We start from the raw sequence: 14471 nt of genomic DNA on the forward strand, positions 1-14471 counted from the left end.
CCGTGACCCTGGATACTTGATCCCATCGAATCTACCGAACGATCGGTCGGGCACTCGGGGTCACGGCGAGGCAGGGGGAGACGATGACGGACGCGCGGGCGGGCCTGGGGGCCGGCATGCGGACAGGCGTGCGCGACGCGGCGGAGCTCATGTCCCGCGAGGAGCTGGAGGCGCTCCAGCGGGAGCGCCTGCGCGCCACGCTCCAGCATGTCTACGACAACGTCCCCTTCTACCGGCGGGCGTTCGACGCCGCCGGGCTGCACCCGGAGGACTGCCGGACGCCGGACGGTCTCGTCCGCTTCCCCTTCACCACCAAGGCGGATCTGCGGGCGCAGTACCCCTTCGGCATGTTCGCGGTCGACCGGTCGCGGCTCCGGCGGCTGCACGCCTCCAGCGGCACCACGGGCACCCCGACCGTCGTGGGCTACACCGAGCGCGATCTGGAGGTGTGGGCCGACGTGGTGGCCCGTTCCCTCCGCGCGGCCGGCGTGCGGCCGGGCGACACGGTCCATGTGGCCTACGGGTACGGCCTGTTCACCGGTGGGCTCGGCGCCCATTACGGGGCCGAGCGGCTCGGCTGCACGGTCGTCCCCGCCTCCGGCGGCATGACCGCCCGCCAGGTCCGGCTGATCCAGGACCTGCGCCCCGAGGTCATCATGGTGACCCCCTCGTACATGCTCACGCTGCTCGACGAGTTCGAGCGCCAGGGCATCGACCCCCGGAGCACCAGCCTGCGCGTCGGCGTCCTCGGTGCCGAGCCGTGGACCGAGGAGATGCGCCGTGAGATCGAGGAGCGCTTCGCGATCGACGCCGTCGACATCTACGGGCTCTCCGAGGTGATCGGGCCCGGCGTCGCGCAGGAGTGCGTGGAGACGAAGGACGGCCCGCATCTGTGGGAGGACCACTTCTACCCGGAGATCGTCGATCCGGTCACCGGTGAGATCCTGCCCGAGGGGGCGTTCGGGGAGCTGGTCCTCACCTCGCTCACCAAGGAGGCCATGCCGCTGGTCCGCTACCGCACCGGCGATCTCACCCGGCTGCTGCCGGGCACCGCCCGGCCCGCCTTCCGGCGCATGGAGCGGATCACCGGCCGCTGCGACGACATGATCGTGCTGCGCGGGGTCAATCTCTTCCCCTCGCAGATCGAGGAGATCGTGCTGGACATCCCCGGTGTGGCACCCCACTTCCAGCTGCGGCTCACGCGAGAGGGCCGGCTGGACCGGCTCACGATCCGTGCCGAGGCCCGGCCGGACGCGACCCCGGAGCGGCGCGCGGCGGCCGCCGCGGAGGTGGAGCGGCGGATCAGGGACGGCATCGGGGTGACGGCGGGCGTCGAGATCGTGGAGCCCGAGACCCTGGAGCGCTCCCTCGGCAAGCTCAAACGGATCGTCGACGAACGCCCGAAGTGACGTCGTGGAGAAGAAGGTCAACCGTGGGGACGTACGGGGCGTCCTTCTTCACGCACTCAACTGAGGTCAACTTCTGTCACTTCAGGGGGATTCCATGACCGCTCGCCGTCGCTTACGATCATTCGCGGGCATCTCGCTCGCCCTGCTGGCCGCCGCGGCCGCCTCCCTGCCGAGCGGGGCCGCTGCCGCCGCCCCGGAGCGTACGGGGCACCCGTCGGACGGCGGTCTCTCCGCCGTCGTCCGCTACACCGAATACGGCATTCCGCACATCGTCGGCAAGGACTACGCGAACGTCGGCTTCGGCTCGGGCTGGGCCCAGGCCGCCGACCAGGTGTGCGAGCTCGCCACGGGATTCGTCACCCTGCGCGGGGAGCGCTCGCGCTTCTTCGGCCCCGAGGGCAGAACCGACCGGTCCCTGTCCGACGCCGGCGACAACCTCTCCAGCGATCTGTTCTTCCAGGGGATCAACGACGCCCGGACCGTGGAGAAGCTCCTCGACCGGCCCGCGCCGGCCGGGCCCAGCCACCAGGCCAAGGAGCTGATGCGGGGCTGGGCCGCCGGCTACAACGCCTGGCTCCGCCAGAACCGCGTCGACGACCCGGCGTGCAAGGGCGCCGAGTGGGTCCGTCCCGTCACCGCGCTGGACGTGGCCCGGCGCGGCTACGCCATCACCATCCTCGGCGGGCAGGGCGCCGTGGCCGACGGCATCACCGGCGCCGAGCCCCCGTCCGGGCCCGGCGCCCACCGGCCGAAGAACGCCGCGGCGCCGGCGGATCCGGCGCGGGCGGCCCGCGAGCTGTTCTCGCGCGGCGACGCCGCCATGGGCTCCAACGCCGTGGCCTTCTCCGGCGCCACCACCGCCGGCGGGCGCGGGCTGCTCCTCGGCAATCCGCACTACCCCTGGGCGGGCAACCGCCGCTTCTGGCAGTCCCAGCTGACCATCCCCGGTGAACTCGACGTCTCGGGCGGCTCACTGCTCGGCCTCCCGATGATCTCCATCGGCCACAACGCCCACATGGCCTGGAGCCACACCGTGGCCACGGGCGTGCCCCTCAACCTGTACGAGCTGAAGACCGCGCCCTCCGACCCGTACGCGTACCTGGTGGACGGCAAGCCCGAGAAGCTGACCAAGCGCGAGGTCACCGTCTCCGTGCGCGGCAAGGACGGCCGGCTGTCGCGGGTCAGCCGCACCCAGTGGTGGACGCGCTACGGCCCGGTCATCAGCGGGCTCGGGCGCGACCTGCCCACGCCCTGGACGAACACGTCGCTGTTCGCCCTGGCCGACCCCAACGCCGCCAACCTCCGCTTCACGGACACCTCGCTGGGCCTGAGCAAGGCCCGCGGCGTGCGCGGCGCCCAGGACGCGCTGCGCCGCACCCAGGGGCTGCCCTGGGTGAACACCGTCGCGGCCGACTCCGCCGGGCACAGCCTCTACACCCAGTCCCAGGTGCTGCCGCGCGTCACCGACGAGCTGGCGGGCCGGTGTTCCACGCCGATGGGCCGGCAGACGTTCCAGGCGTCCGGCCTGGCGGTCCTGGACGGCTCGCGCGGCGACTGCGTCCCGGGCTCCGACGCCGACGCCCTGCAGCCCGGTGTCTTCGGCCCGTCCGCGATGCCGACCCTGGTCGACGCCCCGTACGCCGAGAACTCCAACGACAGTCCCTGGCTGGCCAACGCGGACCGGCCGCTCACCGGCTACCCCCGGATCTTCGGCGACACCGGCACGGAGCGGTCCTACCGGACGCGCGGCGCCGTCGAGGACGTCGCCGCCATGGCGCGGCGCGGCAAGCTGACGGTGGACGACCTCCAGAAGCTCCAGTTCTCCGACCGCGCGCCCGCGGGCGATCTGGCCGCCGCCGACGCGGCGAAGGCGTGCGCCGCGCTGCCGGGCGGCAGGGCGACGGGCAGCGACGGCAAGGCCGTCGACGTGTCGGCGGCGTGCGGCGTGCTGGCCCGTTGGGACCGTACGACGCGCACCGACAGCAAGGGCGCCCTGCTCTTCGACCGCTTCTGGCGCAAGTTCACCGACGCGGTCCCGGACGACCGGCGGTGGCGGGTGCCCTTCTCCCCCGCCTCTCCCGTGACCACGCCGAACACGCTCGACACCACGGCGGACGGATTCACCCGCTCGCTCGCCGACGCGGTCGCGGAGCTCCGGGCGGCGGGCATACCCCTCGACGCCCCGCTGGGCGAGCACCAGTTCGTCATACGCGGAGGCAAGCGCATACCCGTCCCCGGCGGGTCCAACCGTCTGGGCGTCTGGAACATCGTCGAGGCCCGCTGGGACGCCGGGCACGGCGGCTACACCGAAGTGGGCATGGGCTCCAGCTACATCCAGGCGGTGGGCTGGGACGGCAGCGGCTGCCCGGTGGCACGGACGCTGCTGACGTACTCCCAGTCCTCGAACACCGCGTCGCCGCACTTCAGCGACCAGACCGAGCTGTTCTCGCGGGGCCGCATGGTCAAGGGCCGGTTCTGCGAGAAGGACATCCTCGCGTCGCCGGGGCTGAAGGTGGTGAAGGTGAGCGAGCGCTGAGGCGCGATCCCGTCTGACAGGACGAGTCCTGTCCGACGGGATGGGTCCCGTCAGACGGGGCGGGCCCGACCGTGCCAGTACGGGTCGCGGAGCAGCCGCTTGTAGAGCTTGCCGTTGGGGTCGCGCGGCATGGATTCGGTGAACTCCACGCTCCTGGGGCGCTTGTAGCCGGCGAGCCGGGCGGCGCAGTGGGCGAGGAGTTCGGCGGCGAGGGCGGCGTCCGGGGAACGGCCGGGCTCCGGTTCGACGACGGCCTTGACCTCCTCACCCCAGTCGTCGTGCGGGACGCCGAAGACGGCGGCGTCGGCGACGGCCGGGTGGGCCAGGAGCACGGACTCGACCTCGGCGGGGTAGATGTTGACGCCGCCCGAGATGATCAGGTCGATCTTGCGGTCGTGGAGGAAGAGATAGCCGTCCTCGTCGAGACGGCCGAGGTCGCCGACGGTGAAGAAGTCGCCGACGCGGCCGCGCCGGGTCTTGTCGGCGTCCTTGTGGTAGGCGAAGGAGCCGGTGGTCATCCGCAGATAGACCGTGCCGACCTGCCCGGTGGGCACGGGCTCGCCGTCGTCGTCGAGAACGGCGATCTCACTGATGGGCCAGGCACGGCCGACCGTGCCGGGCTTGCGCAGCCACTCCTCGGACGTGGCGTACGCGCCACCGCCCTCGCTGGCCGCGTAGTACTCCTCGACGCACCCGCCCCACCACTCGATCATCGCCCGTTTCACATGCTCCGGGCAGGGCGCGGCGCCGTGGATGGCGTGCCGCAGCGAGGAGACGTCGTAGGCGGCCCGTACGCCGGCGGGCAGGGAGAGCAGCCGGCCGAACTGGGTGGGGACCATGTGCGTATGGGTGCAGCGGTGGGCGTCGATCAGTCGCAGCATCTCCTCGGGGGTCCATTTGTCCATGACCACCAGCCGGTGCCCGAGGTGCAGGGACGCGGCGGCGAATTGCAGGACGGCGGTGTGGTAGAGCGGTGAGCACACCAGATGGACGTTGCCGTCGTGGGGCTTGATGCCGAAGATGCCGAGGAACCCGCCGAGATGGGCCTCCTCGGGCGGGATGCCGGGCAGGGGGCGGCGGATGCCGCGCGGGCGGCCGGTGGTGCCGGAGGTGTAGTTCATGACCCAGCCGAGGGTCCGGTCGCCGGGCGGCGTGGTGGGCCGGCCGTCGAGGAGGGCGGCGTAGGGCCGGAAGCCGGCGATGTCCCCGACCGCGTACCGCCCGGAGGGCGGCAGTCCGGCCTCGTCGGCGGCGGCCCGCACGGTGTCCGCCCAGCGCTCGTGGGCGATGAGCGCCTTGGCGCCGGAGTCCGCGAGGATCCAGGCGATCTCCGGGGCGACGAGGTGGTGGTTGACGGGGACGAGGTACAGGCCGGCCTGGGTGGCGGCGAGATGGGCGGTGAGGAATTCGGCGCCGTTGGGGAGGACGGCGGCGAAGGCGTCGCCCTCGCGCAGCCCTTCCGCCCGGAGGGCGTGGACGAGGCGGTTGGCCTCGGCGTGGAGGTGGCCTGCCGTCCATTGCTCCCCGGACGGGGTGACCAGGACCTCCCGGTCGGGGTCGGCGGTGGCCTGGGCCCAGAAGCCGTTGCTCTGTTCTGTCATGAGGTCGTGCCCTCCTGGGGAGCGCCGCCGGGTGCGGGCCTGTGGGTGGCGTTGTGCCCACCCTCCCCCAAGCTCTCGGCTTCGCTCGAGCAGGGGGGACCCCCATCGCCCTGCGGAACGGTTGCCCACAACTTCCTCACTGCTCGCTCGAAGCCTCTCGTCAGGTCGTCGACCACCGCCTGGACGCTGCGGACCGTGTCCATCGCCCCTACGATCTGGCCCACCGGCGTGCCCAGCAGCGGTACCACCTCGTGCTTCTGGATGCGGGAGAGGGCCTCGGCGACGAGGAGGCCCTGGAGGGGCATGGGCAGGGTGCCGGGGCCGTCGGGGTCGTCCCAGGCGTCGGTCCAGGGCGTGCGGAGCTGGCGGGCGGGCTTGCCGGTGAGGGCGCGGGAGCGGACGGTGTCCCCGGAGCCCGCGGCCAGGAGCTTGGCGGTCAGGGCGCGGGAGGTCAGGCCGGCCTCCTCGGTGGTGAGCCAGACCGAGCCCAGCCAGACGCCCTGGGCGCCGAGGGCGAGCCCGGCGGCGATCTGCTCGCCGCTGCCGATGCCGCCCGCCGCCAGGACGGGCAGCGGGTCGACGGCCCGGACGACCTCGGGGGTGAGCACCATGGTGGCGATCTCCCCGGTGTGGCCGCCCGCCTCGTAGCCCTGGGCGACGACGATGTCGACGCCCGCCGCCGCGTGCCGGACGGCGTGCCGGGCGCTGCCGGCGAGCGCGGCGACGAGGACGCCCCGGCTGTGGGCGCGTTCGATGACGTCGGCGGGCGGTGGGCCGAGGGCGTTGGCGAGGAGCGCGAGGGGGTAGTCGAAGGCCACGTCGAGCTGGGTGCGGGCGACGTCCTCCAGCCAGCCCGTGATGCGCCAGCCGGAACGTTCGCCCTCGGCCAGTTCGGGTACGCCGTGCTCCGCGAGCGTCCTGCGGACGAACTCCCGGTGCCCGTCGGGGATCATGGCCTCGACGTCGGCCTCGGTCAGGCCGGGGACGGTGCGGGCGGGCATGACGACGTCGAGGCCGTAGGGTCTGCCGTCGGTGTGCGCCTGCATCCAGTCGAGGTCGCGCTCGAGTTCGCCGGGCGCGGTGTAGCGCACCGCGCCGAGGACGCCGAGTCCTCCGGCGCGGCTGATCGCGGCGGCGACCGGGGGGAAGGGCGTGAAGCCGAAGAGGGCGTGCTCGATGCCCAGCCGGCGGCTCAGCTCGGTCCGCATGGGCGGCAGGATGCCGCACGGAGGTGGCGGAGGGAAGCCACCGGAGCAGACTTTCTGATGCTCCGTCAGTTCAGCCTCGTCAGGCTGGCTTCGTCGGTTCAGCCTCGTCAGTCGGCTTCGTCGGTTCAGCCTCGTCGGTCGGCTTCGTCGGTTCAGCGTGGCTGCTGGTTCCCCCGGGTGGCGCTGGTCCGGCGGACCGCCGCGACCTGGCGGTAGAGCTCGACGGCCTCGGCCGAGCGGCCGAGCTGCTCCAGGCAGTGGGCCTCGTCGTGCCGGCTGGCCAGGGCGTCGGGGTGGTCCGCGCCCAGCACGCGCTGCCGGGCCTGGGCCACCTCGCGGTAGACGGCGAGGGCGTCCGTCCAGCGGCCGAGCCAGCCGAGGCCGACCGCCACCTCACGGCGGCTGACGAGGGTGTCGGGGTGGTCGGGGCCCAGCACCCGGGCGCGGATCGCGCAGACGTCGCGCGCCTCGGCGAGGGCCTCCTCCCAACGGCCCAGGCGGCCGAGGTTGACGCCCAGTCCGTGCCGGGCGCGCAGGGTGTCGGGGTGGGCCGGGCCCTGGGCGCGGGTGCGGTCCTCGACCAGTTCGCGGTAGAGCTCCAGGGCCTCCTCGCTGCGGCCCAGCCGGCCCAGGCAGATCCCGGCCTCGTAGCGGGCGGCGAGGGTGTCGGGCTCGTCGGGGCCGAGCACCCGGGCGCGGGAGGCGGCGACCTCCTGGTACGTGCGCAGCGCCTCGGTCCAGCGGCCGAGCTGGCCGAGCGCGTAGCCGACCTCGTAGCGGGTGACGAGGGTGTCGGGGTGCTCCCGGCCCACGACCCGGGAGCGGGCGGCCGCGACGTCGCTCGCCATCCGGTAGGACTCCTCCAGGCGGCCCAGTCTGCTGAGGTTGAAGGCCAGGTTGTGGCGGCAGCGCAGGGTGTCGGGGTGGTCGCCGCCCATGACGCGCTCGCGGGCGGCGAGCACGGACGTGTAGACCTGGTGGGCCTCGAAGTGGCGGCCGAGCTGGCCGAGCACGTACGCGGTCTCCTGACGGGCCGCCAGGGTGTCGGGGTGGTCGGGGCCCGCGGCGCGCTCGCGGCCCGCCGCCGTCCGGGCGAACTCCCGCAGGGCGTCCTGGGGGCGGCCCAGCCGGCTCAGGGCGAAGCCGAGCTCGTAGCGGGCGGCGAGGGTGTCGGGGTGGTCGGGGCCCAGCAGCCGGTCGCGTTCGGTGGCGACGGCGCGCTGCACCTCGGCGGCCTCGGCCCAGCGGTCGAGCCGGGCCAGGCGCAGCCCCTCGCTGTAGCGCGCGGCGAGCTCGGCCGCGCGCTCGTCCGGGCACGGGCGTTCGGAGCCGGACGGCTGCGGCGGGATCCGGCGGGTGCCGGTGCCGACGGGTCCGTCCTCCCGGGTGCCGGTCCACGCGCCGGTGAGCGCGGCGGAGGGGTCCGGCGGCGGCTGGAGCTGGCCGGTGCCGGCGGCCTTGGAGCCGGTGGTCATGTTCCGGGCCCAGCCGGGCAGCCGGGGCGGCTCCGGGATCCGCGCGGCGGCCCGTACGGGCCGCGGCCGGCCCTCGGACAGGGTGCCGCCGGGGGGCGTGGCCATCCGGTACGGGGTGAGACCGGCGAGGTCCTGGACGAAGGCGGCGGCGTCCTGGGGCCGGTCGTCGGGGTCCTTGGCGAGCAGGTCGAGGACGACCGTCTCGAAGGGGCAGGGCAGTTCGGGCCGGAGCTCGCGCGGCGGGCGGGGCGGGGTGTCGCGGTGGCCGACGAGCACGGCCCAGGCGTCGTCCATGTCGAAGGGCGGGGCGCCGGTGGCGATCTCGTAGAGGACGCAGCCCAGCGAGTACAGGTCGCTGCGGTGGTCGACGTTGCCGGAGCCGATCTGCTCGGGCGACATGTAGTGCGGGGTGCCCATGGCGATGCCGGTGCCGGTGAGCCGGGCGGAGAAGCCGATGTCGTGGGCGAGGCGCGCGATTCCGAAGTCGCATATCTTCACCGTGCCGTCGGCGAGGCGGACGATGTTGGCGGGCTTGAGGTCGCGGTGGACGATGCCCTGCCGGTGGGTGTAGTCGAGGGCGGCGCCCACCTGGGCGGCGATCTCGATGACCTCGGGCACGGGCAGCGGGTGGTGCCTGTTGTCCTCCAGGAGCTGGCTGAGGTTGCGGCCGTCGAGGAGCTCCATCACCAGATAGAGGACGCCGCCCTCCGACTCGCCGAAGTCATGGACGACGGTGATCCCCCGGTGCTGGAGGGAGGCGGCCACGCGCGCCTCCCTGCGGAACCGCTCGCGGAGCACCCGGAGGTAGGACGGCTCGTGCTGACGGCCCATGGGCTTGAGGCACTTGACGGCCACGTGCCGGCCGAGGGACTCGTCACGGGCACGCCACACCTCGCCCATGCCGCCCCGCCCGATCAGGTCGAGCAGCTGGTACCGGCCCTGGATCAGCCTGGTGTCCGCCATGCTGCCGCCGCCCCCGTCGATTCGCTGTGCCTCCCCCGGCCCCTCAAGTATGGCGGCCGGGCCAGGCGGCTTGTAGGCCGACGACGAGGCCGGGGCGAGCGCGCGAAGGATACGGCAGCCGAGGAAGCCGATCGCCCCGGTGGGCAAGGGCGGCGACGCGTCGTCACTCGATATGACCAGGACGCCGCTTGTCCGTTTTCATCATTTCGAGTGATGGAACGACCAATGCGCCAATGGAGTGCTTTGCTCGATTCGGCTACGCAATGATCGTTCGCACGAAAACGCCAGGAGGATCCATGACCGATCCGCGTCGCCGGGACGTACTGGGGCTCGCGGCCAAGGGGGCGCTGGCCGGCATCGCCGGTGCCGCCCTCGGCCGGTCCGGCGGCGGCGCGGCCCTCGCCGCGGCGGCGTCCCGCACCCACTTCCGCGCCGTGGTGATCGGCTCGGGTTTCGGCGGCTCGGTCGCGGCGCTGCGCCTGGGGCGGGCGGGAGTCGACACGCTGGTCGTGGAGCGCGGCCGGGAGTGGCCCGTCCTCCCCGCCCGGCCCTTGTTCGGCTCGCCCGCCCGGATCACGGACACGATGTTCTGGTTCCGCCGCACCACCCGGTGGCCCGGCATGCTCCCCGTCCCCGTCACCCCCGCCCCCGGCGTCATGGAGCTGTCCGAGGAGCGCGACCTCGACATCGCCTGCGCGGCGGCCGTCGGCGGCGGCTCCGTCGTCTACACCGGGGTGACGATCGCCCCACCGCGACGCTTCTTCGAGCGGCTGTACCCGCCCGGTCTCCCCTACGACGAGTTCACCGGCAAGTGGTTTCCCACCGTGCGGGCCATGCTGCGCGCCGCCCCCATGCCCAAGGACGTCTACGACTCGGCGCCCTTCACCCACTCCCGGCTGTGGGACCGGCAGCTGGCCGACGCGCGGATGACGACCCGCCCCGCCGACTCGACGTTCGACTGGCATGTGGTCCGGCAGGAGCTCGCCCGCACGCTCCCACCGTCCGCGACCATCGGCGAGTCGGACTTCGGTTGCGGAACGGGGGCCAAACGCGACCTCACCCGCACCTACCTCCCCGCCGCCCTGGCCACCGGGCACGTCCGGCTGCGCGCCCTGCACGAGGTGCGTTCCGTCGGCCGGAGACGTCACGGCGGCTACTCCGTCGTCGTACGGCGCCTGGGCGAGGACGGCGCCACCCTCGGCACCACCGAGTTCACCTGCGAGATGCTCTTCCTCGCGGCCGGCGCCCTGAACACCAACCGGCTCCTCGTGGCCGCCCGGGAGGAAGGCCGCCTGCCGGACCTGCCGGACACCGTCGGCACCGGCTTCGGGGACAACGGCGACCAGGTGAACCTGCGCTCCCAGCCCCTGGAACCCATCGGTCCCGCCCAGGGCTCCCCTTGCGCCTCCACCGCCTTCCTCCCCACGGGATTCGGCCTCCCGATCCGCGTGGAGAACTGGGTGCTGCCGGGCTTCGCCTCCCTCCCGGCGACGGCCACCTTCGCCATGACGGTGGACACCGACCACCGGGGCACCTTCCGGTACGACCCGTCGAGCCGGCGCGTGGTGCTGGCGGACTGGACGAGGGAGAAGTCGGCGGCCGCGGCCCGGGCCGTACTCGCCTTCAGCGCCCGGGTCGTCGAGGCGAATCCCGGCACCCTCCCGGTGACGGTGAACAACCTCCACCCGTTCACCGGCCACCCCGTCGGCGGCTGCGTCATCGGCCGTTCCACGGACCTGGAGGGCCGGGTCAAGGGCTGCGCGGGCCTGTACGTGGTGGACGGTTCGCTGCTGCCGGGAAACGTCGGGGGCGCCAACCCCTCCCTCACGATCGCGGCGATCGCCGAACGGGCCCTCGCGGGCATCGTCGCCGCGGGCGGATGACGAGGCCGCGAGCGGCCCGGCCGGTCCCGATCCCTACGCCGCGCGTCAGCGGTGGAGCACGAAGTCCGCCACGCGCCAGGGCTGGTAGCCCTCCTCGGTCAGTGTCGTCACTCCCGCGTACACCCCCGGCCGCACCTCACGCATCCAGTCCGTGACGAGTCCGCCCATGTCGCGCGGGTGAACGATCCGGATGGCCTCGCGGCCGTCGTCCGGGTAGGCGGCGTAGCCCACCTCGCCGCGGATCACGCGCAGTTCCGGGCCCACGACCTGGAACAGATGGCCTCCGCGCTCGTCGGTGTGGAAGACCTTGCCGTGCCACACCGCACCCGCCAGCAGACCGAGCACCGGGTCGACGGCCGGCTGTCCGCACGCGGTGCACCTCAGCAGCCGCCCGCGCATGGGCCCATGGGGCATCCGGCCGGCGGGGGCCCGCCGGAAGAGCCGGTCGAACGCGACGCGGTCGCACCTGCCGAGTTCCTCGGCGGCCTGCTCGCCGTCACCGCGCACCACGCACTGCCGCGCGGCGGCCTGGGCGGGAGCGGCGGACAGCGAGAGCGCGACGACGGCTCCCAGGGCGAGGGCGACGACGGAACGGCGACGACGATCCGAACGCACAGCACGTGTGATGTTCATACCGGGAACAACGGCGTCCACCGCACGCCGACACGGGCGGGCCGGCGCCCCGGGCCGAGGCCAAGGCCAGGGCCAGGGCCAGCGCCGGGGCGAACGACCTCAGCGCCGCACCCTGGGCATCCCCAGTCCGATCCAGGAGATGATCTCCCGCTGGATCTCGTTGTTGCCCCCGCCGAAGGTGAAGATGACCGCGCTGCGGTAGCCGCGCTCCAGTTCGCCGTGGAGGACGGCGCCGGCGGAGCCGTCCTTGAGGGGGCCCGCCGCGCCGAGGATCTCCATCAGCCAGGCGTAGGCGTCGCGGCGGGCCTCGGAGCCGTAGACCTTGACGGCCGAGGCGTCCTGGGGGGTGAGGGCGGAGCGCTGGAGGGCGTCGACCATGCGCCAGTTGAGGAGTTTCATGGCATCGAGCCGGATGTGGGTGCGGGCGAGGAGGCCGCGGACCCAGCCGAGGTCGCTCACCCGGCGGCCGTCGGGGAGCTTGGTGGCGGCGGCCCAGTCGCGGACGTCGCGCAGGGCGCGGATCGCGGCGGAGCCGTGGGCGGCGAGGGTGACGCGCTCATGGTTGAGCTGGTTGGTGATCAGCCGCCAGCCGTCGTTCTCGGCGCCCACCCGGCGGGTGAAGGGGACGCGGATGTTCTCGTAGTAGCTGGCGGTGGTGTCGTGGGAGGCGAGGGTGTTGATCAGGGTGGAGGAATAGCCGGGGTCGCTGGTGGGGACCAGGAGGATGCTGATGCCCTTGTGGAGCGGGACGCCCTCCTCGGCGGGGGCGGTGCGGACGGCGAGCCAGACCCAGTCGGCGGTGTCGCCGTTGGTGGTCCAGATCTTCTGCCCGTTGACGACATAGCCGTCGCCGTCGCGCACGGCCCGGGTGGTCAGGGAGGCGAGGTCGGTGCCGGCGCCGGGCTCGCTGTAGCCGATGGCGAAGTCCAGTTCGCCGGAGAGGATGCCGGGCAGGAAGGTGGCCTTCTGCTCCTCGGTCCCGTAGCGCATCAGGGTCGGGCCCACGGTGTTGAGCGCCATCAGCGGCAGCGGCACCCCGGCCTGGGCGGCCTCGTCGAAGAAGATGAACTGTTCCATGGGGGTCAGCCCGCCGCCCCCGTACTCCTCGGGCCAGCCCACCCCGAGGCGGCCGTCGGCGCCGAGGCGGCGGATGGTCCGCCGGTAGAACCTCTTGCGTTCGGCGGGGTCGGCGTGCAGCCGCTGTCGACGCGCGTCGGAGTCGTCGGGCACCACGTCGGCGAAGTACTCGCGCAGTTCGGCCCGTAACCGCCGCTGCTGCGGGGTGTACTGGAGATCCACGGCCCCTCCCGATGTGCGCCGGCAGCCCCTGCGGATGCCGGCGCACACGGTAGAACGCGTGACAACAAGAGGGAAGTCACACGGGGCGGTACGTGCCCGGGGCGACGTACGCGGCGAACCTCGGGGTGGGCCCGCCCCGGTAGGAGAGGAAGTTCTGGGTGGCGGACTCGGTCAGCGGGCGGTCCGCGAGGGCGTCGAGGGCCGCGACGTAGGGCGCCGGGTCCACGCCCTCCTCGCGCATGAAGGCCGCCGCGCGGTCGCGGGCCGTCGCATCGTCGGGATGGCCGGGGACCATGGGCACGTAGAGCGTCGCGCCCGGCAGGTCCTTGCCGCCGCTGAAGGAGAAGCAGGTCACCGGGGGCTTCCGCCAGCCGGACGCGTCGCGGTGGCCGGTGACGCGCTCCAGGGCGCGGGCGAACGAGCCGGGCACGTGGTCGTACGCGACGGCCGACTTGGCGTCGATGTCCGCGGCGGAGACGCCCGAGTGCGCCATGTACAGCTTGACGCGGGCCTCGTCGCCGTCGGAGAGGTCCAGGGCCAGGGCGGCCGGCTCGTGGGCCACGTCGGCGGCCGTGCCCAGGTGCTCCACCAGGGCCCGCCAGGGGCGTTCCAGGCCGAGGCGGACCAGCGCCTCCTCGGTGCGGGCGAGGGAGTGTTCGCGGCCGGCGACCGCGGGGTTGAGGTAGACCTTGTACAGCGGATCGCCGCCCCGGCGCCAGGCGACGCCGTGGGAGAGGGCGAAGAAGCCCTGGGGGTCCTCGTCCGTGAAGAGGTCCTCGATCAGCAGATAGCGGTCGAGGGAGACGCCCGGCCGCCGGGCCAGCCGGCGGGTGAAGGCCCTGCCGTCCGCCATCCGGCCGCGCGGCGTGCCGGGATGGCTCGGGGACTCCAGCGACAGCCGCAGCTCGGCGCCGCCGTCGGCCCAGGCGAACGAGATCTCGAAGGGCATCCCGTCGATGGACACCCAGCAGGCGCGCTGCGGCGGGGTGCCGGCGGGGAGTTCGCCCCAGGCGCCGCACAGCTCCCGGACGAGGGAGAGCATCGGTTCGCGGTCCGGGCCGCCCACGCCGAGGCTCGCGGCGGCCCGGTCGACCTTGTCGCAGGCGATGTCCGCGTAGCTGTCGGTGGGGGCGTAGCGACGTGAGTCGAACCGTACGGCGCGCCCGACCATCTCGGCCACGACCCCGGTGCCCGGGTCGGCGAAGGCGGGATCCGGACGGCCGGTCACGGGGCTGGCGGCTTCCATCGTCACTCCCTGAACAGATCGCGGACAAAAACGATCGGGATCGTCTCACCAGGTCAGAGGTTGCGTCCGCCTTTCGCTCGACAACGCTCCCAAGTGTTCATCTCAGGGCGCGTGTTCACGCCAATTCGCCGCTTCGCCGGTACCGACGGGTGGCTGGCCGGGAAGCCCCGGCCGGTCCCTCCGCCGGGCTTCCGGGCCCGGTATCGCCGCTGATCAGC

8 protein-coding genes and 1 pseudogene are annotated in these 14471 nt (G+C 73.5%); 3 read left to right on the forward strand and 6 right to left on the reverse strand.

Going from position 1 to position 14471, the window contains the following annotated elements; genetic code table 11:
- Window positions 1–116 precede the first annotated feature (116 nt).
- Both paaK and ACX9I7_RS13325 read left to right on the forward strand, forming a co-directional pair.
- Entirely contained in the window at window positions 117–1409 is a 1293-nt protein-coding gene (paaK, locus tag ACX9I7_RS13320; protein ID WP_387573051.1) for a phenylacetate--CoA ligase PaaK, read from the forward strand.
- Between the two features lie 94 nt (window positions 1410–1503).
- Window positions 1504–3945 carry a penicillin acylase family protein gene (locus ACX9I7_RS13325; RefSeq protein ID WP_459387450.1) on the forward strand — a complete coding sequence of 814 codons (2442 nt, stop codon included), beginning with the start codon at window positions 1504–1506 and terminating at the stop codon, window positions 3943–3945.
- Window positions 3946–3995: 50 nt separating this feature from the next.
- Here the strand turns inward: ACX9I7_RS13325 and ACX9I7_RS13330 are convergent, their stop codons facing one another.
- From ACX9I7_RS13330 to ACX9I7_RS13340, 3 genes and pseudogenes are all read right to left on the reverse strand, one after another.
- The gene (locus ACX9I7_RS13330; protein WP_459387451.1) at window positions 3996–5546 is read right to left on the reverse strand and encodes an acyl-CoA synthetase; all 1551 of its coding nucleotides are present in this window, start codon (window positions 5544–5546) and stop codon (window positions 3996–3998) included.
- Between the two features lie 128 nt (window positions 5547–5674).
- A pseudogene (locus ACX9I7_RS13335) lies at window positions 5675–6754 on the reverse strand (NAD(P)H-dependent flavin oxidoreductase); the annotation flags it as partial.
- 152 nt (window positions 6755–6906) lie between these two features.
- The gene (locus ACX9I7_RS13340; protein WP_387572760.1) at window positions 6907–9192 is read right to left on the reverse strand and encodes a serine/threonine-protein kinase; all 2286 of its coding nucleotides are present in this window, start codon (window positions 9190–9192) and stop codon (window positions 6907–6909) included.
- A 296-nt stretch (window positions 9193–9488) separates the two neighbouring features.
- On the opposite strand from ACX9I7_RS13340, the gene ACX9I7_RS13345 reads away from it, so the two are divergent.
- Window positions 9489–11075: a GMC oxidoreductase gene (locus ACX9I7_RS13345; protein ID WP_459387452.1), complete on the forward strand. Its 1587-nt coding sequence runs from the start codon at window positions 9489–9491 to the stop codon at window positions 11073–11075.
- A 45-nt stretch (window positions 11076–11120) separates the two neighbouring features.
- Here ACX9I7_RS13345 and ACX9I7_RS13350 read toward each other — a convergent pair whose 3' ends face one another.
- The 3 genes from ACX9I7_RS13350 to ACX9I7_RS13360 all read right to left on the reverse strand — a co-directional run bounded on the left by ACX9I7_RS13350 (window position 11121) and on the right by ACX9I7_RS13360 (window position 14253).
- Window positions 11121–11690, reverse strand: a complete 570-nt coding sequence (locus ACX9I7_RS13350) for a hypothetical protein (protein ID WP_459387453.1) — start codon at window positions 11688–11690, stop codon at window positions 11121–11123.
- Between the two features lie 117 nt (window positions 11691–11807).
- Window positions 11808–13007 carry an acyl-CoA dehydrogenase family protein gene (locus ACX9I7_RS13355; protein WP_387572769.1) on the reverse strand — a complete coding sequence of 400 codons (1200 nt, stop codon included), beginning with the start codon at window positions 13005–13007 and terminating at the stop codon, window positions 11808–11810.
- A gap of 76 nt (window positions 13008–13083) precedes the next feature.
- The gene (locus ACX9I7_RS13360; RefSeq protein WP_387572772.1) at window positions 13084–14253 is read right to left on the reverse strand and encodes a tryptophan dimethylallyltransferase family protein; all 1170 of its coding nucleotides are present in this window, start codon (window positions 14251–14253) and stop codon (window positions 13084–13086) included.
- Window positions 14254–14471: the final 218 nt, after the last annotated feature.

It is taken from the genome of Streptomyces sp. L500, assembly GCF_054551825.1.

Excerpts from the sequence above, each read along its gene's own strand:
- paaK (WP_387573051.1), top strand. The coding sequence starts at position 117 with ATGCGGACAGGCGTGCGCGACGCGGCGGAGCTCATGTCCCGCGAGGAG.
- ACX9I7_RS13325 (WP_459387450.1), top strand. The coding sequence starts at position 1,504 with ATGACCGCTCGCCGTCGCTTACGATCATTCGCGGGCATCTCGCTCGCC.
- ACX9I7_RS13330 (WP_459387451.1), bottom strand. The coding sequence starts at position 5,546 with ATGACAGAACAGAGCAACGGCTTCTGGGCCCAGGCCACCGCCGACCCC.
- ACX9I7_RS13340 (WP_387572760.1), bottom strand. The coding sequence starts at position 9,192 with ATGGCGGACACCAGGCTGATCCAGGGCCGGTACCAGCTGCTCGACCTG.
- ACX9I7_RS13345 (WP_459387452.1), top strand. The coding sequence starts at position 9,489 with ATGACCGATCCGCGTCGCCGGGACGTACTGGGGCTCGCGGCCAAGGGG.
- ACX9I7_RS13360 (WP_387572772.1), bottom strand. The coding sequence starts at position 14,253 with ATGGAAGCCGCCAGCCCCGTGACCGGCCGTCCGGATCCCGCCTTCGCC.